Genomic DNA, 23747 nt, shown 5'->3' on the forward strand with positions numbered 1-23747 from the left:
CGAAACCGACTTTCAGCTTTTCCTCATGAGAGGAAAAGGATTATCCGGTATTAGCACCGGTTTCCCGGTGTTATCCCAGTCTTACAGGCAGGTTGCCCACGTGTTACTCACCCGTCCGCCGCTAACCAACAGGAGCAAGCTCCTGTTGATTCGCTCGACTTGCATGTATTAGGCACGCCGCCAGCGTTCGTCCTGAGCCAGGATCAAACTCTCCATGAAAGTTGATTAGCTCAATTTGTTACGTTGGCTTAGTTTCATAGTAGAAACTAATTATTATTGTTTGTTGACGTTTTTGTTTGTTTAGTTTTCAAAGAACAATTAGCTTACTCATTTTTGTATCGCTCAAAAGCGACTTCACTAATGTAACATATTTCTCAACTCAATGTCAACAACTTTTAAAATTTCTTTTTCGTTATTTGACCGTCTCGCTGAGGACGAGAATTAATATACCATGATATATAAATGTTTGCAATATAATTTTAAAATTTTATAAAATCGAATCAATAATATTGAATAAGCAAGATGGTCTTATGTTCGGGACTTTCAGTTCTTCCCTTTCCACCCTTATATAGTTTAATATTAAAATACAACTTGAGTATTGGAAGTGAATTTTTATGAATACGGCAGATACGGATATATTGATTAAGCTAGGAATTTCGGCAGTGTTTGGACTTATTATTGGTCTTGAACGAGAACTTAAAAGAAAACCAGTAGGTCTTAAAACAAGTCTCGTTATTTCAGTGGTAAGTTGTTTGCTTACCATTGTGTCAATACAGTCAGCGTATATGTTTCCAAACTCAGATAATGTGAAAATCACGATGGATCCGTTACGATTGGCAGCACAGATTGTTTCGGGGATTGGTTTTTTAGGTGCCGGAGTTATATTAAGAAGAGGAAACGATAGTATTTCTGGTTTAACAACAGCAGCGATGATTTGGGGGGCTGCAGGTATTGGTATTGCAGTAGGAGCCGGATTTTACATTGAGGCGTTTGCTGGTGTAGCTCTTTTGATTATAAGTGTTGAATTAGTCCCATTTTTAATGAAACTGTTTGGTCCAAAGCAATTACGAGAAAAAGAAATTAATCTTCAATTATTTATCAGAGACCAGAAACAAATTGAGCCAGCTATATCTTTTCTAATAGGTAAGAAATATATTATCCGCCGGCTGAGAATTAAAGATTTGGATAATGGAGACCATCTAGTCCAAATCCTAGTTGCCGTCGATTATCGAGAAAAAACAACAGAGGTTTATGCTGCGGTTTCTGAATTAAACGGAGTGAAAAAGGTGGAAATTGATAGTTAAAATAAAAAAATATCATATTCTTTAAATTTCCACTTGCAAGATTTTTATAGTATAGATATAATACTTTTTGTACCACATAAACGGGGGCTTAGCTCAGCTGGGAGAGCGCTTGCATGGCATGCAAGAGGTCGTCGGTTCGATCCCGATAGTCTCCATATTAGTAACTCTTTGCAAAAGCAGAGAGTTTTTTTATTTTTAGATACTACACTTCCAAAAATAGTAAAAAAATACTATTTTTTTTATTTTCGCTTGCTAATTTATTTTTATTGTTACTATAATTAAAAATGTAGTTGTAATTTTTAGAAAAATCTATTTTTGAAGAAGGGGGGGTACTTTCGACTCTGGCTTCGTTTTTTGTTATACCATTTGCACCCTAAGTCATGCTTATAAGTAAATGAGAGGGGGGCTTCCCATTGGAGGCACGGAAAACAAAAATCAATCCTGAAAGCGATTACACAGATATTGTTCATTCAGCTGCATTTCAAAAACTACTCTCCGAAAAGAAAAAGTTTATTATTCCAATCACGATCTTCTTCTTTTGCTTTTATTTTGCACTGCCTATTCTCACTTCCTATTCAACCATCCTAAATCATAAATTTATCGGCAGTATAACCTGGGCTTGGGTTTTTGCATTCCTGCAATTCGTTATGACATGGGGACTATGTATGCTTTATTCAAAAAAAGCAGCTAAATTTGATGCATTAGCAAATGAAGTGATGCAAAAAGGAGGAAAGAACGAATGAATACTCCTGCATTTATCATGTTTCTTGGCATTGTTTTCATTACATTAATCATTACCTACTACGCTTCTAAAAAAACAAAGAATGCAAGCGAATTTTACACAGCAGGAGGGGGACTAACAGGCTGGCAAAATGGAATGGCCATAGCTGGGGATTATATGTCAGCAGCATCATTCCTTGGAATTGCCGGTGCGGTAGCCTTAACAGGGTTTGACGGATTTTTTTATAGTATTGGTTTTCTAGTTGCCTATTTAGTCGTTCTTTATTTGGTAGCAGAACCATTAAGGAACCTAGGGAAATATACTTTTGCAGATATGATTGCAGCCCGCTTTGATGCAAAAAAAGTACGCGGTTTTGCAGCTATGAATACAGTCGCCATTTCTATTTTTTATATGATTGCCCAACTTGTCGGGGCTGGTGCACTTATAAAATTATTATTAGGTTTAAACTACACAACCTCGGTTTTAATTGTTGGAGTTTTAATGACCGTCTATGTTATTTTTGGCGGAATGCATGCAACAAGCTGGGTCCAGATTATTAAAGCCATTCTATTAATGGGCGGTACATTCTTAATCTCGATTATTGTGTTAGCGAAGTTTAATTGGAGCATTACTGATATGTTTGAACAAATGAAAACAGCTACACCTTTAAAAGAATCTTTCTTAAATCCTGGGGTTAAGTACAAAATCGGTCTTGATACCATCTCCTTAAACATGGGGTTAGTACTCGGTACAGCCGGGCTGCCGCATATTCTCGTCCGGTTCTTTACTGTAAAAGATGCAAAAACAGCCCGTTCGTCTGTAGTGTATGCAACTTGGATCATAGGAATCTTTTATGTCATGACCATTTTCCTGGGCTTCGGTGCAGCAGCGTTTGTTGGTAATTCCGAAATTATAGCTGCTAACCCTGCCGGCAATATGGCCGCACCTCTTTTAGCCAAAGCTATTGGCGGAAATATGTTGTTTGCTTTTATCTCAGCTGTTGCCTTTGCAACCATTCTTGCTGTCGTGGCAGGATTAGTTTTAACTGCAGCTTCTGCTTTTGCCCATGATTTCTATAATGAAATTTTAAGAAAAGGAAAAGCATCTGAAAAACAGCAAGTCAGTATGGCTCGCTGGGCTGCAATCGGCGTTTCTGTCATTTCCATTATTTTAGCTTTAGGTGCTCAAACACTAAATGTAGCCTTCCTAGTCTCGCTTGCATTTGCTGTGGCAGCAAGTGCAAACTTACCGGTCATTATTTACACCATTTATTGGAAACGTTTTAATACGACCGGTGCAGTTTGGGCAATGGTCATTGGCCTTATTTCAGCAATAGGATTAGTTCTTATTAGCCCGAATGTTTTCAGCCCTGAAGCCGGAAAAGCTATTTTTGTTGGGAATCCTATTTTTCCATATACTACTCCGGGGATTGTTTCGATTCCACTTGGATTTATTGCCGGGTATTTAGGAACTATTTTTTCTAGACAAAAAGCAGATGTGAAAAAGTTTGATGAAGTGCTTGTAAAATCCAATACTGGAATTGGAATTCGAGGATAAAACACAAGCGCAAGCGCCTTGATCAGCCCCGACAAGCATAAGAAGAGCCTGCCTAAAGGTTGCTTTTTAACCTTTTGGACGGATTGGCTGTAGACCATCGAGGGGGTAGGCGCTGGAGCTGGACGCTTCTAAACCTGTAAATTATCCACAAGTAGTAAACCTATAATTTCCTTTACCAAGACGGAGAGGGGCTGATCATGGATCCGCCCCCTCTCTTTTTTTATCTCTTTCCTTTACTTCTAGATGCTGCTGTCGGTTTACCGCTTCCTCGATTGGATTTACTGAAAGTAGAGTAGTTAGCCCGTTTCCCCTGACTATCCCTTGCCCCACTAGGTTTCTGAGATGTCTCCTTCTTAGGACCCCTGCTTAATCCCTCCGACCTTCTGTCATTCCCGCTTTTAGCCCTAATACGATTTTTGGAATCTCTATTCTGCCTTTCTCTTCCTTGACCGCGTTTTTCTGTCGATGGATTACGCCGCCTTGCCGCGATGCCCTCTTCAGAATTCTCTTTTTCCTTTTTGGCATTCCCATCAGTTTGTTTTGGAATGGTTATAGATAGTTCTTTTTCAATTTGATCAAGTGCAGGCCGGTCGGCCGAGGTATAAAATGTTACTGCCAGTCCGGTCATACCAGCTCTGCCTGTCCGCCCGATCCGGTGGACATAGCTTTCAGCATCCTGCGGGATGTCATAGTTAAAGACATGGGTAATTCCCTCAACATCCAGACCTCTTGCCGCGACATCCGTTGCGACCAACAATTGTATTTCTGCCTCTCTAAAGCGTTTCATGACCTGTTCCCGTTTAGACTGAGAAAGGTCTCCATGTAACTCATCACATGAAAAGCCATGGGCCTTCAGTGCATCGTACAATTTACTGACCCTGCGTTTCGTCCGGCAAAAAATAACCGCTAAGAAGGGGCGATAAGTTTCAATTAAATCAATGAGTGATGCTTGTTTTCCTCTGTCGGTAGTATGAACGGCCATTTGCTTTACACTTATAGCAGGACCCTGCTTTTTTTCAATCTGAATATATTCAGGTCTCTGCATATGCTTTTCTGCTAACCTTCTTACTTCTGTCGGCATCGTAGCTGAAAACAGCAAAGTTTGTCTAGTAATTGGTGTTTCCTTTATAATCTCCTCTACCTCATGAAGAAAGCCAATGTGGAGCATTTGGTCTGCTTCATCTAATACAAGGAAATTGGTTTCACCCAAGCGTACGGTCTCTCTACGAATATGATCTAACAGACGTCCAGGTGTTCCCACTACAATTTGCGGATTTCTTTTTAATTTTTTTAACTGTTTATCAACATCTTGGCCTCCATAGACTGCTAATACAGCTAAACCTTTTATATTCTCTATTAATTTCTCAATTTCCTCTGTGATCTGTAAAGCCAATTCCCTTGTTGGTGCAACTATAAGTGCTTGTATGTGCGAAGCATTTCGGTCTATTTTTTCAAGAATGGGCAAGATAAAGGCAAAGGTTTTACCTGTTCCCGTTTGTGCCTGGGCGATTACATCTTTCCCGTTCATCATCAATGGAATGGCCTGTTTTTGAATCGGTGTGGGAACCGCGACACCGTAAGCGCGTAATTGTTCCGTTAACTCTTTAGATATACCTAGCGATAAGAAATCTGACAACAAATACCCCTACTTTCTAATTTACCTATTCACTAATATTGATTGTTTATCATGGTAATTGCAAATATACATCCTTTTTTGAAACTAATTAATCATCCTCTGTTGTAATTCTGGCCTAAAAACATTATAATTTTTAAAAATACCAACTTAATCAATCGGAATAATGGATATTTAATTTATTGGAGGGGTATGATGAGTCAACAACATTTTCTTATTATTCATGGGTTAGGCGGGAGCGGCCATGACCATTGGCAGACGTGGCTGGCAGACACTTTAACGGAAAAAAATTATCCAGTGAGTTATCCAACCTTTTCAACTTTTCATGCACCAAATCTTAAGGTATGGTTAACGGAATTACATCAGGCAATGGAAGTGATACCAGCCAATTCAGAGCTTACCGTTATCACACATAGTCTAGGCTGTCTCCTATGGCTTCATTATGCAGCAGCCACAACCAAAAGGATAGCTAAGCGTGTAATCCTAGTTGCGCCACCATCTCCAACGATCACACTTAAGGAAGCAGCATCTTTTTTTCCTGTACCTTTAAATAGCAGCCATTTATCAAGGACAGCAGAGGAAATATTGTTTATCCACTCAAATAATGATCCTTATTGCAATATGGAGGATGCGAGAAACTATTTAAATCTAGATCATCCTTCTATCGTCTTACCTAATGCTGGTCATATTAATCCGGCATCAGGTCATGGAAAGTGGCCGTCAATACTGGATTTATCCATAACACATAAAATGCCAATACTAAATTAAATTAACGGAGTGATGTTCATCCATCACTCCGTTTTTGTACGCATATAAATTTAATAAGTCCGGGTTCACTTATAGATGTGTATTTATGGTAAGCTACTATTTATCTAAAACACCTATCATCAACCATCGATTTTATCAATTTAAGGAGAAGATTTAATGGATTTACACCAACTCTATGTATTTACAAAAGTTGTTGAGCATAAAAGCTTTTCCAGAGCGGCGGAAGATATCTTCTTAAGCCAATCAACGGTCAGTTCACATATTCAAGGACTCGAGAAAACACTGGGTGTGAAATTATTTGATCGTGTAGGCAGGGAAAGTATCCTTACTCCACATGGGGAACGGTTGTATCATTGGGCCCGCCAGCTTTTACTTATTAAAGATCAGGCCTTACTTGATTTAAAGGAGGGAATGACATCACTTCGAGGAATGATTCGAATTGCAACAAGTTCTGTTCCCGGACAGTTTATGGTTCCGAAAATGATCAAACAATTTAGAGTGCAATACCCTGAAGTCATCTTTCATATCAACCAGTCTTCATCAAAACATGTTGCCGAAAAAGTCCTAAATGGTTCAGTTGACTTAGGGTTATTAGGTCAGAAATTCGAGGATGATAAATTACGCTACATACCATTATTAAAAGAAAAACTAGTCCTCGTTACCTCTAATGAAATTAGGATCACCGAACCAGTAGAAATAAATGAAATTTTACAATACCCTTTTATCATGAGGAATTCTGATTCAGGAACGAACGCTTTATTAGAAAGATTTTTGAAAAAAAATAAAATTAGCAAGGACCAATTAAATATTGTTTCCTATATTGAAGACGGACAGAGTTTAATACAAATGGTTATTGAAAATGTCGGTATCTCCATCATTTCAGAAGTAGCTGCGCGTGTATATTCCCGCCATCACATGCTGAGGATGTATAACATTCAGAACTTTGATGACGAACGATATTTTTATCTCGTTTATAATATTAATAAAACCCAATCGATTGTCTCAAAATTATTTATTGAAGGGGCAGCTGAATTAGTATAATTTCTGGACTCCCCCCTGAACACAAAATAACAAGGGAAGAAATTTATGTTCTCCCCTTGTTTAAAGCAATCTCCTTTAATTTGTTTTTATCCATTTTCCCGACGTGTGTTTTAGGCAGTTCCTCTAAACGAATAAATTGTTTAGGAATTTTATAACGGCCTAACTTTGACTCACAATAACCTCTTAATTCTTCGTCTTCTACAGTGTGGGGTTTTTTTAGAGAAAGAAAGGCAACTACGATTTCGCCCCATTTTTCATCGGGGAGTCCGATGACAGCCGCTTCGTTAATCGCAGGATGTTCAGAAAGCCAGTGTTCTATTTCAAGTGGATACACATTTTCTCCTCCGGTTATGATCATATCCTTTTTCCGTCCGACAATATAAAAATAACCATCTTCATCCCGCTTGGCTAAATCACCGGTATGAATCCAACCCTCCTTAACCGTTTCCTGCGTAGCTTGTTCTTGGTTCCAATAAAACGAAAAAGAATGCTTGCCTTTGATTACTATTTCACCAACTTCGTTTGCCTTGGTCTCATAACCATCCGCTTTTACCAATTTGACCGAATTAAATAACATTGGCTTCCCAACAGAACCGCGTTTGATTTTTGCATCCTCAGGGCTTATATAAAAATTATTCGGCCCTGCTTCAGTCAGACCATATCCTTCTTTAAAGGCTAACCCTTTTTTATAAAAAGCTTCATAAATTAGGAGCGGGCAGGGGGCTGCCCCCGATAAAAAGACCTTCATATCCGGGAAGCAGCTTGATTCGAACTCCTTCGTTTGAATCAATGTATGATACATAGTCGGTACGAGGAGAACAATGGTACATCGATATCGTTGTAAAGACTCGACCGCCTTTGCTCCAGAAAAACTGTCCCCTATGACGACGGTTCCGCCGCTCATCAAAATCGGAATGCTCAAGGCATTTAATCCTCCCGTATGAAACATTGGCAAGTAGGTAATTGTTGTATCGTCCATCGATAAACTCCAGCTGACGATCGTGTTGATCGCATTACAGAGAATGGCACGATGACTTAATACCACACCTTTTGATTTGCCGGTGGTTCCGCCCGTATAGATCATTGCCAATGGGTCTGTTTCCGCGATTTGTTCTTTTGTAACCGTATTAATGGGATAAGAGACTATACCTTCATAGCTCGCCTCTCCCACTAAAAAGGAGCTCAAGCCTCCGCTTGTTAAGTTTGGTGTGAGCATTTCGAATTTTTGATGGATTCCTATTAAAATCGGCGTACAATCCGCTAAGATGACCCTCAATTCATGCGGTGATAACCGCCAATTCAAAGGTACAAAAATGGCGCCTATTTTTCCGCAGGCAAATAATAAATCGAAATAGCTAATATGATTAGGCGATAATAAGGCGACCCGATCACCTTTTCTAGTGCCGCGTGCATAAAGCCAGTTTGCGGTTGCACATGCTCGCTCATTTAATTCTGAAAATGTCCAGGTTTTGTTAGTTTCTTCATCGATAATGGCATTCTTTCTAGGCGTTAATCTTGCTCTATGCTCCAGCCAATCCATTTCCCAGCTCACCGAATAATCGCTCCTTCTCTAACCAAATAAGATAGCTCTATTTTATCGGATTTTGGTTACATTGGAGTTACAGAATGGCTTTTTTAATAAATTATCAGTGGATATTAACAAATTCTCGGTTTTATTAACAATTTTTCGTTGGATATTAACAAATTACAAAAAAACGACCCTAATAGGGCCGTAACTTGATCTAACCTCTTCTCAACTATACATCCAAAAATCGCGTAATGGCTGATAATAGCTGCGGCAAATCATCCACCAGCGGAGAGTGCCCGCAATTCTTTAATTCGATGAACTTAGCTTTACTTCCTAAATCTTCAAGAATTTCATTCGTCATTTCCGCTGTTACCACATAATCACGTTCTCCCCGCAATACAAGGACAGGAACATTTATGTCATCCACTTTTCCATTTCCTTCAACAAGCCCATTGTGATGATGGCTGATATTAAAGGTATTATTGGAATGATGGACCTCTGCTAGATTGCGCTGCGTTCTCATATCCTGCAGATATTCCTCATAGAGTTCTGGTGATGGTTGGTTATGTGTATAAATCACCGCATTCCAAATTAACTTCAATAATTCCGTATTATTCGTATCATACGCCGTCTGCACTGGGATCGTTTTGGTTACATCTTTTTTAATCTCTTCATGTAAAGCGAAGCGATGCAGTTCATCATTTTCATGTTGTTTACCCTCAAAAGGATAGCCTCTCGTTGATTCGGATGCTAATAAAATCAGCTTGTTACAATAGCCCGGGTAATCAGCAACAAATTGCATCGACACTGCCCCACCAGTTGACCAGCCCACAATGGCAAAGTCCTTTAAGCCAATCGCATCAACGAATAATTTCACATCATCGGAAAAATCTTTAATCGACGTAATTAGATTGTTATAAGTTGACTGGCCAAAGCCTCGTAAATCAACGGCATACAGCTTATATTTGGCGTCGATATTTTCATAAACTAAATCCCAGTGCTTCGAAGAGGTCATATTTCCATGAATCAATAAAACTTTTTGCTTCCCGCCCTCTCTTTCTCTATAGGCAAGTGTCTCGCCATTTGGCAAATGAACTTCCTTTATTGTTATGTTTACCACTTTCATCATCCTTTTCCCCATTTAATGGTCGTCGCTCCCCAGGCATAACCGATTCCGGCACTGACCAGCACCACGAGGTCTCCATCCTTTACTTTCCCGCCCTTCTGGGCAAGCTCCAATGACAAAATCTGATCGATTTGGCCGATATGCCCATAATCTTCGAGATAAATAGATTGTTCAGGGGACAACCCCAGTTCTTTTAAAACATATTCATGGGCTGACTTTTTCATGTGAAGAATCGCTAAATAAGCAATATCATTCACCTGATAACCGCTTTTCCGTACAGATTCCCTAATCACCTTCAAAAAGTTAGCCATTGACTTTTGCTCGAGACGAGACTTCATTCCCTCTGGATCGAGAACATCGAGCATATTAAGCCGCTGTTCAATAGCTTCCTTCGTAATCGGGTTCTTTGTTCCTCCTGCTACAACCACAACATCCTCGGAAAATGAACCATCTGTCATCAGCTCTGTTTCTAACAAAACATTTTCACTATGATTCTTTTTCAAAAGAATGGCTCCACCACCGGCACCAAGATTATACATAAAACGGGTCCTAGGATTCTGATAATCGATAAAATCGGCGTTACGATAACCACCTGCGAGCAAGACAGTCTGAATTCCAGGATCGGCAATCATCAGACTTTTGGCCAATTTTAAAGCCATAACGGTCGTACCGCACCTTAATGCCGCATCAAATGCCCAGGCATTTAGTGCCCCAACCTCTTGCTGAAGCTTGATTCCCGCTGTCCAAAGCGGATATTCCTTATGCTCCTCGCCGATATAAATGACAAGGTCAATATCCATGGGATTAATCCCGGCTTTTGCTATTGCCCGTTTGGCCGCAATAATCCCCATTTCACAGGTATGGTCACCTGCTCCCGGAACATACTTTTTCTTTATACCCATTTTTTCTTCCACAACATGCAGAGGGATACCTGCCATTTGGGCAATCTGTTTCCCCGTCACATAATCCTCTGGCAGATAAATTCCTGTACTAAGAATCCCAATATTCAATGCCGCACCTCCTAAGCTTACGCTTGTTCCGCCATTTCCTTCATATATTCCATCGCTTCCTCCATACTTTCAAATAATGTTTCCCTTTCCAGTTGGACATGTGTAACTTTGATTCTCCAATGCTTTTTTGCAGTGTCTTTTTCAACCCCTGCTAATTGAAATCGGACGACGAAGGAAGCAATCTGATTATTCTCCATTAGTTCCTCCCTCTATCCTGCCACTTTTTCTTTACTTTTTACAGCAGTCTGTTTTTTTCGTTTCGACGGATAAGTGCTTAACGTCCCCACAATTCCTTTTGGGAAGAACATTACGACTAAAATATAAATAATGCCGAAGAAAATAATCCATCGTTCAAAGATGACATGCTCCTTGGCAAGTTCCGTCAGCCAGTCATGGGCAAATTCAATTAACCCCGCCCCAATGATGGCCCCGACTAATGTGCCAACCCCGCCAATAATCGTCATTAACAACGCATCTAACGTAATATCCATGGAAAACACACTGGTATTCACATATCTTAGCGAAATGGCATATAAAATCCCCGCTATCCCAGCGATCACCCCAGAAACGACACTCGCGGCAATCTTATAATGCAACACTTGAAACCCGAGTGATTCGGTCCTTTGTTCGTTTTCCCTGATGGCTTGGAGTACTCGGCCAAGCGGAGAATTGGTAAACCGTTTTAAGAATAAAAAGATTGCCATCATGAGGCAAAGGCTGAGCCAATAAAAATGAGTCCGGTCGATAAACAATTCAGGAACGCGGAAGGTGAATCCATCGTTTCCAAATGTCATGGACCGCCATTTTTCCGCCAGCACTAAAAAGAGCCCCGAAAGTGATAAGGTTAACATGGCGTAGAAATGACTTTTTAGACGGAGAGTCAACAGACCGACAATAAAGCTTACCAATCCGGTAAGAACAATCGTCGACAAAACCGCTAGGAAAAAGTAAGTCATCGTCGGTTCAAATTTTTTCATAAAAATCCCCATTGAATAGGCGCCAATCCCAAAAAACATCGCATGACCAAACGAAACAATGCCAGTAAAACCGATTAACAAATCATAACTCATCGCAAAAATAGCAAAGACAAATATTTGGGTTAATAAGATCAATAGGTTTCTAGACTCATAAACAAATGGAAGAAGGATAAGGAAGGCGGCGATGACTAAAATTAAAGCGGTCATTCTATTTCCTTGGATTAATTTCATCTTCTGACCCCTCCCTCACCAAATAAGCCCTGGGGCCGAATAATTAACACGACTGCCATTAGGAGCATATTGACCGCCAGTGATAAATCCGGGACATAGTACGCCATGAATGAACCGGATAATCCTACTAAAATAGCCGCTAAAACGGAGCCCTTAAAATTGCCCATGCCTCCAATCACCACGACAATAAACGCTAAGATGGCGAATTCCATTCCCATTCCGGCATGGATTACCCCAGAATAGGGGCCGAGCAGTACACCGCCAAGGGCCGCCATACCTGCACCAATCATAAACACAAACATAAAGACCTTTTGAATATTAATCCCGAGTGCTTGAACCATTTCTTTATTCATCACACCCGCCCGGACAACAAGGCCGACCTTTGTGTTTTTAAGGATATATTGAACAGCGGCAAAAATAACAAAGCCGACTAAAATAATAAAGATCCTATATTTAATAACAATGACCCCGCCAAGATCCCAGCTTCCCTTTAAATAATCTGGAGGCGAAGCCGTCAATTGATTCGGTCCCCAAATAACCTTTAACAGTTCTGATAAAACAAGCATAAGGCCAAGTGTAATTAAAATTTGCTGCACATGATTTCCGTAAACGGGTTTAATGATCCATTTCTCGATGATGATTCCGAGCAAACAGCCCGTAATGATGGCCCCGGCAATGCCGATGATAAAACTCCCTGTCTGCTGATAAACCCATAGTCCGCTATACGCCCCCCAGGCAAACAGCCCGCCATGGGCAAAATTCAGCACATCCATCAAACCGAAAATCAGCGTGAGCCCTGCTGCAAGTAAAAAAATCAGCATCCCCGTTGCCAGGCCATTTAAGGTTAAATTGATGATTAATTCCATTTGACGGTCCTCCTTTCTAAGCGATGCCTAGATATTTTCGTTTCATTTCTTCATCTTCTTTTAATTGCTTCATGGTGCCAGACCTAACTGTCCGCCCATCATCAATAATGTAAAAACGGTCACCAATTGTGCTCGCCATCATAAAATTCTGCTCCACTAAGACGATGGTTGTTTGATTCTTCATTTGTAAAATTGACTCCATTACTTTCTCAACAACAATGGGTGCCAATCCCTTGCTTGGCTCATCAATTAACAACAATTCATTCTCATTTACATAGGCTCTAGCAATCGATAACATTTGTTTCTGCCCGCCGCTTAAATGTCCGCCGGTTTTTTTCCAAAACTTCTTTAGGTCCGGGAACAATTCTAGAATCCAATCCATTCGTTTCGCTGTTTCCTCATTTTCTTTTTGAATCGCCACTTTCATATTTTCTTCTACGGTTAAACCCGCAAAGATTCCCTGATCTTCCGGGACATAGCCGATCCCCTTTTTAGCAATTGTATAGGTTGGCAAGGCTTGAATTGGTTCTCCCTTAAAGGTAATGCTGCCTTTTGATGCAGAATTTAACCCCATAATCGTACGTAAAGTGGTTGTCTTCCCAGCCCCATTTCTTCCTAACAGCACGGTTACTTCACCCTTCTTTACGTCAAAAGATATCCCTTGGAGAATATGATATTGACCGATATGTGTCTCTACTTGATCAAGCTTCAACAGGTCGTTCATCCAAATGACCTCCTAAATAAGCAGACTGAACCGTTTCATTTTTCATGATTTCTGCAGGGGTGCCGTCAGCAAGCAGCCCCCCGTTAAATAAAACCATAACGGAATCCGATAAATCTAAGATCATATCCATTTTGTGTTCAATAAGGAGTATGGTCCGGTTGCCTTCATTTTTTATTCTTTTGATTACTTCTAAAATTGCAGGCACTTCCTCTAACGACATGCCTGCTGTGGGTTCATCAAGTAAGAGGACCTCCGTTTCAAGTGCAAGCAGCATGGCAATTTCAAGCTTCCGTTTCTCACCATGGGCCAGATTGATGGCCAGCGAATTCTTTTTATCATCTAAGAGGACCAGCTTTAGCCATTCCAACGCCTTCTCTTCAAACACCCGGTATTTTTTATGATGAAACAGCATCTGGTAACGAACTCCTGCTTGTGATTGAACGGCCAATCTGACATTTTCTAGTACCGTTAGATTCGGAAAGACATTGGTAATTTGAAAGGAGCGGCCAATCCCTGTCCGCGTCCGGAGTGTCGGGGAGAATTTGGTAATATCTTTTCCCCGGTAATAGACTTTTCCACTTGTTGGAGGTAGTTGGCCGCTGAGAAGATTAAAAAAGGTCGTTTTTCCGGCCCCGTTTGGTCCAATGATCGACATAAAATGTTTTTCGGGGACAGCAATGCTGACAGAATCTACTGCTGTATGACCGCCAAAGGTAATGGATAAATCTCTCGTTTCAATAAGAGTTGACATACTTTCACCACCTGATTTTTTAGCGTTAGAAAAAGGCAAGAGGGTGACCTGGTATAACTTGGTCGAACCCTCCTGTTTTTTAAATTTTACTTGTTCCGGATTGGTGGAGCTGTTTCCTCAGGAGTTAGTTCTCGAATCAGAACTGGAACTGGGTATGGAACACCATCCTTCTTTTCTAATTTAATCGCATACAACGTTTGGAGGGCTTGGTGGTCTTCTTTCCGGTAGGTCATTTTCCCTTTTGGTGTCTCAAAGCTCATCCCTTCCATTGTATTGATTAATTTGTCAGCATCGGCGTTCCCATTGGTCTTTTTTAATGCCTCAACAATGGAGATCGCCGCACTCATACCGCCAGGCGTAAATAAATCTGGTACGTCTCCGTTAAACCGCTTTTTATGTTCAGCGACAAGCCAGTCGTTAATTTTGTTTTTTGGAAGGTCATGGTAGTAAACGGTAAAGCCTTCCATCCCAATCAGCGGCTCCATTGTGGAGAGAGCAGCAATATCAGGTGCACCAGTTGAAATCTTAATGCCCTTTTCTTGGACCTTCATGTCTGAAAGCTGCTTCCAAGGAGAGTTTGCTCCGGCCCAGACGACAAATAAATAATCAGGCTTAGCATCAATGATTTTTTGAATATTGGAAGTAAAGTCTGTAGCAGCAGGATCTGCATATTCTTCTTTTACAATTTCAGCTCCGAGCTTTTTCGCCGCTTCCTTAAAGGCTGCCACGCCATCACGGCCAAAAGAATAATCAGGTGCAAGTGTGGCAATCTTTACTCCCTTTTTGGCAATTGCCGCTGCACCTGCTACAGCATCTTGTGAGGAGTTACGAGCGGAATGGAAAATATATTTATTAAATTCTGAACCGGTAATACTATCAGCAGCGGCCGGTTCAACGACCATTACCTTTTGATATTCTTCTGCTAGCGGTAACACAGCTAACGTATCGGCTGAGCTTGATGATCCGACTAAAAAGTCTACATTATCTTCTTCTAATAGCTTGGTAGCTTTTTGAACAGCGACCTCAGGCTTTGTTTCTGTATCCTCTACTATAAATTCAATCTTTCGGCCGGCCACTTCACGTTTACCGTCTGTTGCATAATCAAGTCCAAGCTCAAAACCTCTTAATGTTTGTTTTCCATATGCTTCAAGAGCGCCTGTCTTTGAGGCAAGGACGCCAATTTTAATTGGCTCTTTTTTATCTGTGTTGGTGCCTCCCTTCGATTCTGATGATGATTTGTCCGAGCTGCAAGCGCTCGCAAAGATCATCATAAAAGTAAGTAAGCCTAATAATGCCCATTTCCTTTGATACCCCTTCACTCTTTTTCCCCCTTAATATGTTTTCAACAACTTGTAAAGCTTTAAATCTATGATAGGAGATAATAGTTACAGAAGAGTTACAAACAAGAAAAGCGCAAGCGCCTTGACCAAGGGCGGGAACTGGTGTTGGACGCAAAAAAAACAGCCTGATCTTAAGGCTGTTCAATCGAATTTAAAATACTTTCGGATTCAATGATCATTTCATACATATGTTTGGTCGGTTCTAATGGAGTGACACCAAGTTCTTCCTCCAGCACTTCTTTACATCTTTGATACCACTTCATCGCTTGCGGGCGGTTATTTTTTCGATAATAACAGTACATTAATAAGCGGTAGGCCTCTTCCCAGGTTCGGTCCCGATCCAAGATTCTTTCACACCAATTGATTGCAGCGTCATATTTTTCAGATCGCACCATCAACTGCGCCATTTTCTCCGCACCCCGTAAAAAATATACGGCCATGCTTTCTCTTTTACTAATACACCAATCATCATAACGACGGTCTGGAAGATAATCTCCATGATAGAACGATAATCCTCTCTCTAGGAATGGAATAACTTTCTCCGGTTGATTTTCCTCGAGTCCAGCTTCAATTAATTCTTTAAATTGAGTGGTATCCATTTCAATGACTGCATCCGGGTTTAATCCATAAAACATTCCTTCTCTAATAACGAAAAAGGGTGCTGCACGTGCCTTACGGTGCGGTTCAAGCACATTATGGAGACAATTAAGTGCTACTTTAAAATCACGGTCCGCACTTTTTTTCTCCTGATTAGGCCAGAGGTGCGCAATAATCTCATCCTTGGCCATAGATTCATTCACCGTAATCAAAAGTTGAAAAAGCTCCTTTGCCTTTTCTCTTTGCCATTCTTTGTCTCCCACCTCTTTTTCACCAAGCCATAATTTGAAATGCCCCAATGTCTGAACTCGGATGGAATAGCCCGGATGAGCATCATATTCAGTTATTCCCATATCCTGAAGGATTTTCTTGACATAGGATGATTGAATTTCTTCTTTCAAACATGTAATTAACAATGGCACATAGATTTGTAAATCTCTCGGGCTAAATAGTGTTCTTTTGTGAAAAAAGAATTCATATTCGTGAATCTGCACCAAGTTTAAAAAGGCAGTTATTGCTTCTTTAAACAAACTTGGCTGTTTTTCAAGGTAAAAGACGTAGGCAAGCCAAAACTTACCTAGCATTTGTCCATAGCAATCCTCACATCGCTCAAAAAGTACCTCTGCTCTCCTTAGGAAATTTAGTGCCTTAGGAACCCGCTCATTATATATACAGGCAATTCCCATACAAAGAGTTATAAGTGATGAAAGCCACACGTCATGGACCTTTTCAGTTTCCTGTAGGGCTTTCTTTCCGGCCTCTAACCCCCGCTCCAATTCCCCCCTAGTCCCGTACAAAATACACAAGCCCATCAAGGGCTCTGCTTTCCCTCGGTCAACATGGATTTGTCCCATGATTTCTAAGGCGGTTTGATAGCAGCTCTCTGCTAAGCTCGAATCATACTTATTCAATATTTGTACGGCATGCCCCATGCGAATCCAACCGCATGCCTCCACATATGGGGCTTTATAGCTGATCCCCTGCTGAATCCCTGCTTGGGCTAGGTTCTTAGCTTTAAAGCCTTCTCCCATAAAGGCTTCTATTAAAGCGAGTAATAAGTCGGTTTCGCGGTGGGATTGCGGCAATGTATTGACAGTTGAATCCTTTAATTCTTCTTTTTTTAGGAGAAGGACTTTCTTTGCAGCCTCAAAACGGCCCGTTCTTAAGTATAATCTGGCTTCTAAATTCGCATCAGAAAGAGATACTTTTGCTTCCTTAGCTTTTTGTATCCATTTTTCCGCTTCTCGGGCTTTACCAGAGTTTAGTAGATTCTCAGATAACAATTGATATAATTTCCCTTTATCGTGATCTGCTCCCGGCCGTTTTTCCCGCTGAAAAATCGCATCATATAAAAGTTTTTCCGCATGATGAGGCTGTATGGTATCGAGGAATATCTTTGCTTTTCCTTCTAACGCCAAGCTCATTCCAAGATGATCTTGTGTTTTTTCCGCACCAGCATAGGCCTTATCGTAACATTCCTGTGCCTCCTGATAGTGTGATCGATAGCGATGAATTTCCGCTTTTAAATACCAGAGAAGATAATAAGTCTCCATGTCTTCTTCTGGTAGGAGGATTAATTGATCGTACAAGCTTTCCAATTTTCCACTTTCGAGCATCCGCAGACCATTTTTTTGTAAAATAGAACAGATTGCCTTGTGGTGATTAATTTTTTTATAATGATGAAGCGCTTTCTCCCATTGTTGTTTTCGCTCATAATAACGGGCGCAGCGTTCGTGGAGACCCATATAGGCAGTCACATTATTTTTCTGAAAAATATCTTCGAGGAATTCTTTGAATAAGGCATGGTAACGATAATGGGTTCGCCCAATCTTTTGGATAAATAAATTGCGGTCTTTAAGCTGCTCAAGTAAACTTGAGGCTTCGTTTAGTCCAATCACTTCTTTACAAATTTCTTCCTCAATTTCCTCAAATATGGAAGTTTGTTCGAGAAATTGCTGAATCATTGGCGGCTGTTTCGAAAAGACTTCCATGACTAAATACTGAAAAAAATCTTGGAGAGATTGAGAGGAATGTTTAAAAATCTTAGGTTTGTCGTTTTGTAATGGTATTTGCGTGGCAATCATGCAAAGGGCAATGATCCAGCCCTCTGTTATTTCATAAATGGAATGCAGATACTCTGCCTCAATCTCTAATCCATAAAGATCAGTTAACAATAATTCCATTTCTTCCATCGTTAAAACTAAATCTTCCCTTGTTATTTCTAATAATTGGCCGCACACCTTCATTTTGGTTAAATGCCTCCAGTGAGGACGGCTGCGGCTCGAAATAACAATATGTAAATTAGCTGGGATATGCTCTATCAGTTTTTCCATCCAACGATTAATCGTATAAGAATGTTCAATTTGGTGAAAATCATCCAAGATAAGCGTAATCTCGGCATTACACTCGAGAATTTCGTTAATAAAAAGGGAACATAAAATACTTAATTCCTCTTCACGGATAAACATTTCCATGTTGTCCATATTGGCGGATAACTTTGTTCCAAAAGAAGGCTCTATCTGTTGTATCGTTTGTACCAGATAGGATAGGAAGGTCAGGATGTCATCATCCAAGGATGAAATAGAGTACCAGCATCCCTGATGCTTTTCATCCCTCAAAAATAATGCGAGTGCCGTACTTTTTCCAAAACCAGCTCCGGAATGAAGAAGAGTCAAAGGAAACTCAAGAATCGTTTTCAATTTTCGAGTCAGCTGTGCCCTCCTAATAAAATCATCCTTAACAGCAGGGATTCGCAGCTTTGATTGAATAATTGGCAGCTTCATCTTCAACCCCCTTCCCTTTTTCTTACTATTTACACTATTTTACCATATATAGAACAAGCAAGGTAACCTTCTTTTATGTAGTAATCTTTAACGAGTCTTATTTAGATTCATTCCTCTACATAAATCATTTTTCTGGTCATTCCTCCGTCGATCACTAAATTAACGCCGGTCACAAAATCATTATCAGGATTCGTTAGATAGAGGCAGGCACGGGCAATATCACTAGGTTTGCCGACACGTCTTGATAAATGCTGTTCATGATCAGCATGTGAAAGTTCAGCCTCATCACCATTATGGATCCAGCCCGGAGAGATTGCGTTAACGGTTATTCGATCTTGACTAAATGAAGCAGCGAGCGCATGCGTAATCGCGACAATTCCCCCTTTAGAGGCTCCATACGCTTCGGAGTTAGGCTCTGACATTAAGGCACGCGTTGAAGCAATGTTCACAATCGCACCGCCAATTGGATTTTCTCTCATATATCGGGCTGCTTCCCGTGAGCAAAGGAAAACACTGCGTAAATTGGTGTTCAGACAATCGTCCCACTCCTCAATTGTTAAATCATAAGGAGATTTAAATACACCTTTTCCGGCATTATTGATTAGGATATCGATTCTTCCAAATGTCTGGTTTGCCACTTCAAACAAGTGAATAATGTCCTTTTCGTTTCGGACATCTGTTTTTACAAAAAGTGCCTCTCCACCCTGCTTATTAATTTCAGTCTCCGTTCTTTCTCCGGTTTCAGATTCTACATCTGCCAAAATGACTTTTGCACCTTTTATTGAAAAGGCAGCAGCTACTCCACGGCCAATTCCTTTCGCTCCACCTGTTACCACGACAACTTTATTAAGAAAATTCACTTATTTTTACCTCCTTTGTTAAGTTAAGCTCTTACCTTTTCTTTATAGCATAGTCAGAAATATAGACACAAAGTTTTTGGATTAAAATGGATGGTTTTTCCAAGTAATAAAACCTCCAAACCGGAAAAAACTACAAAAAAAGGAATGATGAGAAAGGAGACTGATTATGGCAGAAAAATGTTTTTATTGTACAGAGGATATTGAGGAAAGACAATTGCATTATGTCCCATTTGTTTCCATGAATCAGGAAAGAGATGAAGCGCTATGTGATGAATGCTACCAGGAATGGCTGCATGGGATAAAAGGGTAATTATCTAATCTCAAGGTAGTTACAATCACCTCTAAAGTCAGCTACTGGAGTGTGGCATCATTGTCGATCAAGAAAAAAATACCCTTGATATTTTTTCTGCTCGTTTTGTTTATTTTATTAGCAAATAATACCTTTCATTATTTTTGGTCAAAAAGCCAGTTGCTAGAATATAACGAACGAGAAATCTCTGTCATTACAAATGAGGTCTCGTTCCAGGTGGAAAAAACAAGAGAAGGTTCATTATATGTAGAGAATATTCTGGGGAGAGACTTGAGAATTGCATCCCTTGCAATCAAACAATCTCTTCCTCCAACCTATCAGGAAATTACCAACGATCAATTAAAAAGACTTGCTGGTGAGGTCCGGGTATCTCACATCACCTTGTTAGCCAAGACTCCGGGCGATATTATTGGTGTCCGTTCATCTGACCCTGAAGAAATTAACATGTCAACAAAAGGCTGGGGCTACTGGTATGACGCCTACCAACAATTGTTGGCCCTAAAACCTGTTAATGTTGGAAAAGGGTTAACATTACCGCACTATTGGTCTGGTCCAATTGAAATTGCTTCATCCGATCCTGATCATATTGATAAATGGGGCTATTATTATGATGGGACAACAAACTATATCATCAATCCCTATTTTCGGGATAGTGAAGTTTTGGAGTTTGAGCAACGATTTGGCCCAGGGAAAATCATCGAAGGTTACACAAAGGAACGAGGCATTTTAGAAATATCCGTTTTTAATCCCAAAAACTTTGGGAAAAAGAGTGAAGTGGTTCACCTAAACGGAAATAGTTATATACGCATCTCAGCTAGACCGATTTGGTATGGTACTTATAAATACCGCAATATCGAGACTGATGCTGCCTATATTAAGAAGGCAGTCAATACAAAGAAAGTGCAATCATACAATGATACCCTTAACAAGAAAAGTGTTTTAAAAACATTTGTTCCTGTCTTCCCAAAATCGGGTCAGCCCTTCGTTATTGGCCTTGCCTATAATTATGGCCTTATTCAAGATGAGCTTAGACATGAACTATTTATGCATATTCTCCTTTCGCTCGCCATCATGCTGATCGTTTTAATAGTCAGTTTTATCTTTTCCCGTTCGATTACTGAGCCAATTGGTTATATTGTTGAACAAGTTAATGAGATTGCTCAAGGAAACTTCGGCAAGCACTTAGACTTAAACCGAAAAGATGAATTAGGCCTTCTTACCGAAAATGTAAATGCGATGTCGACCGATTTACATCGTTATGTGGAGGACTTACAGCAAAGTAAAGCACTGATAGAATATCAGGCAAACCATGATCCATTAACCGGGTTATTAAATAGACGGTTTTTACAAGAAAAATTGAGCAGCATTATGATTCAGGCAGATGAAAAGAAGGAAACTGTCTCCGTTTTGTTCATTGACATGGATCGTTTTAAACAAGTAAATGACTCTTATGGACATAACAAGGGTGACGAACTCCTAAACATTATTGCAGCAAGGGTAGAAAATTGTCTTGATTTGGAAAAAAGCTTCTTAATAAGGCAAGGTGGAGATGAATTTATTATCCTTCTCCTCTCCCATGATAAAGAGGAAACAAAAGCAGCTGCCGAAAGGTTAATTGAAACCCTAAGAAAACCTTACATGATAGATGGGAATGAATTTTACCTTGGCGCCAGCATAGGAATTAGCCTCTATCCGGAGCATACAACCAATATGGACACATTGATTAGCTATGCAGATATGGCTATGTACAATGCCAAGAAGAACGGCGGAAATAAAGCCATCTTTTATTCGGAAAAATCGATGCATTCAGATATTGATAGACCACGGCTTGAAGCCCATCTAAGAAGGGCGATTGAGAATAAAAAAATTGATGTGTTTTATCAGCCTAAGATTAAAGTGGATACTGGGGTTGTTTTTGGGGCAGAAGCTTTGGTGAGATGGACAGACGAGGAATTCGGAAATGTCTCACCGGTCATTTTTATCCCTATAGCTGAGGAAACAGGATTTATCCAGACGCTTTGGGAACTTGTTATGGAAAAGGCCTGTGAACAAGTGAGTAAATGGAATCAAACTCGTTTGCACCCTTTATCGGTCTCGGTCAACTTTTCAGCCCGGCAATTTCAGGAACCAGACCTAATGCTAGAGACGGTTAAGAAAATTCTTGCCGAAAAAAATCTCCCGCCGCACCATTTTGAGATAGAAATAACGGAGAGTATCCTGTTAAATAATTCAGCTGAAATTGTCCAATCACTTCAAACACTGCAAAATCAAGGCATTTCCATCTCTATTGATGATTTTGGGACAGGCTATTCATCGCTAAGTTATTTAAAGGACCTTCCGATTAACACCTTAAAGATTGATCAATCCTTTATCCAAAACATTAATGAAAGCTTAGAAAATACAGAAATACCTGAGGCGATTATTAATCTGGCCCGCGCCCTTCATTTAGATGTGATTGCAGAAGGTGTGGAAAAAGAACATCAAAAAGAATTTTTGCTTTCAAAAAATTGCGCCCTCATGCAAGGGTATTTGTTTAGCAAGCCTCTAAGCAGTGCTGAGTTTGAGAAGTTTCTTTTTACTTTTGAACACAAGTAAAGAAAAAAATAAGTATAAGGGCAGCCCATAAGCTGCCCTTATACTTATTTTACTAATTCGATCACACTGCTGCCAATAAAATCGATTAACAGCTTTTTGGCAGTCATGGCAGGAAATCCGGTTTCCAAGGCGTTCACAAGGCCTTCCGCCTTGCCTTTTTCAGTAAAACAAATCATCGTTGGTCCAGCTCCGCTTAATGCAGTCCCGAATGCCCCATTGGCTTTAGCCGTTTGTTCAATTTCATCATAGCTTTGAATAAGCGATTTACGATATGGCTGATGGAAACGATCACTCTCCATCATTTTTCCGGCAAGCTCCCAATTCTGCGTTAATAGGGCGCCCACTAATAAGTTGGCTGTCGAAGAGGCCTCAATCGCCTGCTGACGAGTATAAGATTCCGGCAATACATCTCGAGATGCCTTTGTTAGCAGGATTTCCTGCGGAATAAGGACTACCACTTCGATCGGTAGGTTTGTAAATGAAAGCATATCTACTTCATCTTGCTTATAACGGCCAATAACAAGCCCGCCATAGATCGATGCTCCCACATTATCCGGATGGCCTTCCCATTCTGTTGCGTGAAGGAGCTTTTCTTGTTTTGTTAAGCTCAGGCCGCCCACTGCGTCTGCCAGCTCAATCCCTGCTACAATGGCCGACGCACTAGAACCAAGTCCTCTCGCTAACGGAATATCACTCTCAACCTTGATTTTACAAGGAGACAGCTCCACACCATGGTGGGCTGCTGTTTGAAGGGCAACCTTTACGATATAATTGTCTTCACCCGTAGGGAAATCCTTTAACTCTTCACAAAAGGAATAGCAATGCCATTCTTTACTTTTCTCTATTTCTAAGGTCAAATACAAATCAAGTGCAAGACCCATTGAATCAAAACCTGGGCCAAGATTGGCTGTACTTGCCGGGACCTTAATCATCATACGGTCACGAAGTGTCATGCGGTTACAACTCCTTGAATATGTTCTGTAACTGCCCTTATCAACGTTAGGGAGTTGGATAGAGTTACTTTA

The 23747-nt window shown here is 40.4% G+C and carries 20 protein-coding genes, 1 tRNA gene and 1 rRNA gene; 8 read left to right on the forward strand and 14 right to left on the reverse strand.

What is annotated here, in order from left to right:
* Positions 1-219 (reverse strand): 16S ribosomal RNA (locus M3226_RS21820); the annotation flags it as partial.
* Between the two features lie 395 nt (positions 220-614).
* Between M3226_RS21820 and M3226_RS21825 the strand changes: the two genes are divergently transcribed.
* The 4 genes from M3226_RS21825 to M3226_RS21840 all read left to right on the forward strand — a co-directional run bounded on the left by M3226_RS21825 (position 615) and on the right by M3226_RS21840 (position 3582).
* Complete coding sequence (locus M3226_RS21825) at positions 615-1304, forward strand: MgtC/SapB family protein (protein ID WP_251570602.1); 690 nt, start codon at positions 615-617, stop codon at positions 1302-1304.
* A gap of 82 nt (positions 1305-1386) precedes the next feature.
* A tRNA-Ala gene (locus M3226_RS21830) sits at positions 1387-1459 on the forward strand.
* Positions 1460-1717: 258 nt separating this feature from the next.
* Positions 1718-2047, forward strand: a complete 330-nt coding sequence (locus tag M3226_RS21835; protein WP_251570604.1) for a DUF485 domain-containing protein — start codon at positions 1718-1720, stop codon at positions 2045-2047.
* A complete protein-coding gene (locus M3226_RS21840) occupies positions 2044-3582 on the forward strand; it encodes a solute symporter family protein (RefSeq protein WP_251570606.1) in 1539 nt (512 codons plus the stop codon). The genes M3226_RS21835 and M3226_RS21840 overlap by 4 nt, the downstream gene beginning before the upstream one ends.
* A gap of 220 nt (positions 3583-3802) precedes the next feature.
* Here M3226_RS21840 and M3226_RS21845 read toward each other — a convergent pair whose 3' ends face one another.
* Positions 3803-5218, reverse strand: a complete 1416-nt coding sequence (locus tag M3226_RS21845) for a DEAD/DEAH box helicase (protein ID WP_251570608.1) — start codon at positions 5216-5218, stop codon at positions 3803-3805.
* 189 nt (positions 5219-5407) lie between these two features.
* On the opposite strand from M3226_RS21845, the gene M3226_RS21850 reads away from it, so the two are divergent.
* A complete protein-coding gene (locus M3226_RS21850; protein WP_251570610.1) occupies positions 5408-5983 on the forward strand; it encodes an RBBP9/YdeN family alpha/beta hydrolase in 576 nt (191 codons plus the stop codon).
* Positions 5984-6139: 156 nt separating this feature from the next.
* A complete protein-coding gene (locus M3226_RS21855; RefSeq protein WP_251570612.1) occupies positions 6140-7024 on the forward strand; it encodes a selenium metabolism-associated LysR family transcriptional regulator in 885 nt (294 codons plus the stop codon).
* Positions 7025-7067: 43 nt separating this feature from the next.
* Here the strand turns inward: M3226_RS21855 and M3226_RS21860 are convergent, their stop codons facing one another.
* The 11 genes from M3226_RS21860 to M3226_RS21910 form a co-directional block, all read right to left on the reverse strand.
* A complete protein-coding gene (locus M3226_RS21860) occupies positions 7068-8576 on the reverse strand; it encodes an acyl-CoA synthetase (RefSeq protein WP_251570614.1) in 1509 nt (502 codons plus the stop codon).
* A 205-nt stretch (positions 8577-8781) separates the two neighbouring features.
* Positions 8782-9678 (reverse strand): intracellular short-chain-length polyhydroxyalkanoate depolymerase, encoded by an 897-nt coding sequence (gene phaZ, locus M3226_RS21865; protein WP_251570741.1) that lies wholly within the window; start codon positions 9676-9678, stop codon positions 8782-8784.
* Complete coding sequence (locus tag M3226_RS21870; RefSeq protein ID WP_251570616.1) at positions 9678-10688, reverse strand: 3-oxoacyl-ACP synthase; 1011 nt, start codon at positions 10686-10688, stop codon at positions 9678-9680. Before M3226_RS21870 ends, phaZ begins: the two co-directional genes overlap by 1 nt.
* 17 nt (positions 10689-10705) lie before the next feature.
* Positions 10706-10885, reverse strand: a complete 180-nt coding sequence (locus tag M3226_RS21875) for a hypothetical protein (RefSeq protein WP_251570617.1) — start codon at positions 10883-10885, stop codon at positions 10706-10708.
* 12 nt (positions 10886-10897) lie between these two features.
* Positions 10898-11896: a branched-chain amino acid ABC transporter permease gene (locus tag M3226_RS21880; RefSeq protein ID WP_251570620.1), complete on the reverse strand. Its 999-nt coding sequence runs from the start codon at positions 11894-11896 to the stop codon at positions 10898-10900.
* A complete protein-coding gene (locus M3226_RS21885) occupies positions 11893-12762 on the reverse strand; it encodes a branched-chain amino acid ABC transporter permease (protein WP_251570622.1) in 870 nt (289 codons plus the stop codon). The genes M3226_RS21880 and M3226_RS21885 overlap by 4 nt, the downstream gene beginning before the upstream one ends.
* Before the next feature lie 16 nt (positions 12763-12778).
* Positions 12779-13486 carry an ABC transporter ATP-binding protein gene (locus tag M3226_RS21890; RefSeq protein ID WP_251570635.1) on the reverse strand — a complete coding sequence of 236 codons (708 nt, stop codon included), beginning with the start codon at positions 13484-13486 and terminating at the stop codon, positions 12779-12781.
* Complete coding sequence (locus M3226_RS21895) at positions 13464-14237, reverse strand: ABC transporter ATP-binding protein (protein ID WP_251570637.1); 774 nt, start codon at positions 14235-14237, stop codon at positions 13464-13466. The genes M3226_RS21890 and M3226_RS21895 overlap by 23 nt, the downstream gene beginning before the upstream one ends.
* 86 nt (positions 14238-14323) lie before the next feature.
* Positions 14324-15508 carry a substrate-binding domain-containing protein gene (locus M3226_RS21900; protein ID WP_251570744.1) on the reverse strand — a complete coding sequence of 395 codons (1185 nt, stop codon included), beginning with the start codon at positions 15506-15508 and terminating at the stop codon, positions 14324-14326.
* 200 nt (positions 15509-15708) lie between these two features.
* Positions 15709-18957 (reverse strand): BTAD domain-containing putative transcriptional regulator, encoded by a 3249-nt coding sequence (locus M3226_RS21905; protein ID WP_251570639.1) that lies wholly within the window; start codon positions 18955-18957, stop codon positions 15709-15711.
* A 107-nt stretch (positions 18958-19064) separates the two neighbouring features.
* A complete protein-coding gene (locus M3226_RS21910; RefSeq protein ID WP_251570641.1) occupies positions 19065-19817 on the reverse strand; it encodes a glucose 1-dehydrogenase in 753 nt (250 codons plus the stop codon).
* 166 nt (positions 19818-19983) lie between these two features.
* On the opposite strand from M3226_RS21910, the gene M3226_RS21915 reads away from it, so the two are divergent.
* Positions 19984-20127 (forward strand): hypothetical protein, encoded by a 144-nt coding sequence (locus M3226_RS21915; protein ID WP_251570643.1) that lies wholly within the window; start codon positions 19984-19986, stop codon positions 20125-20127.
* 60 nt (positions 20128-20187) lie between these two features.
* On the forward strand, positions 20188-22722 hold the full coding sequence (locus M3226_RS21920) for a putative bifunctional diguanylate cyclase/phosphodiesterase (protein ID WP_251570645.1): 2535 nt from the start codon (positions 20188-20190) through the stop codon (positions 22720-22722).
* A 44-nt stretch (positions 22723-22766) separates the two neighbouring features.
* Here the strand turns inward: M3226_RS21920 and thrB are convergent, their stop codons facing one another.
* On the reverse strand, positions 22767-23675 hold the full coding sequence (gene thrB, locus M3226_RS21925) for a homoserine kinase (protein WP_251570647.1): 909 nt from the start codon (positions 23673-23675) through the stop codon (positions 22767-22769).
* Between the last annotated feature and the right edge of the window lie 72 nt (positions 23676-23747).

This window comes from Neobacillus cucumis (assembly GCF_023715505.1).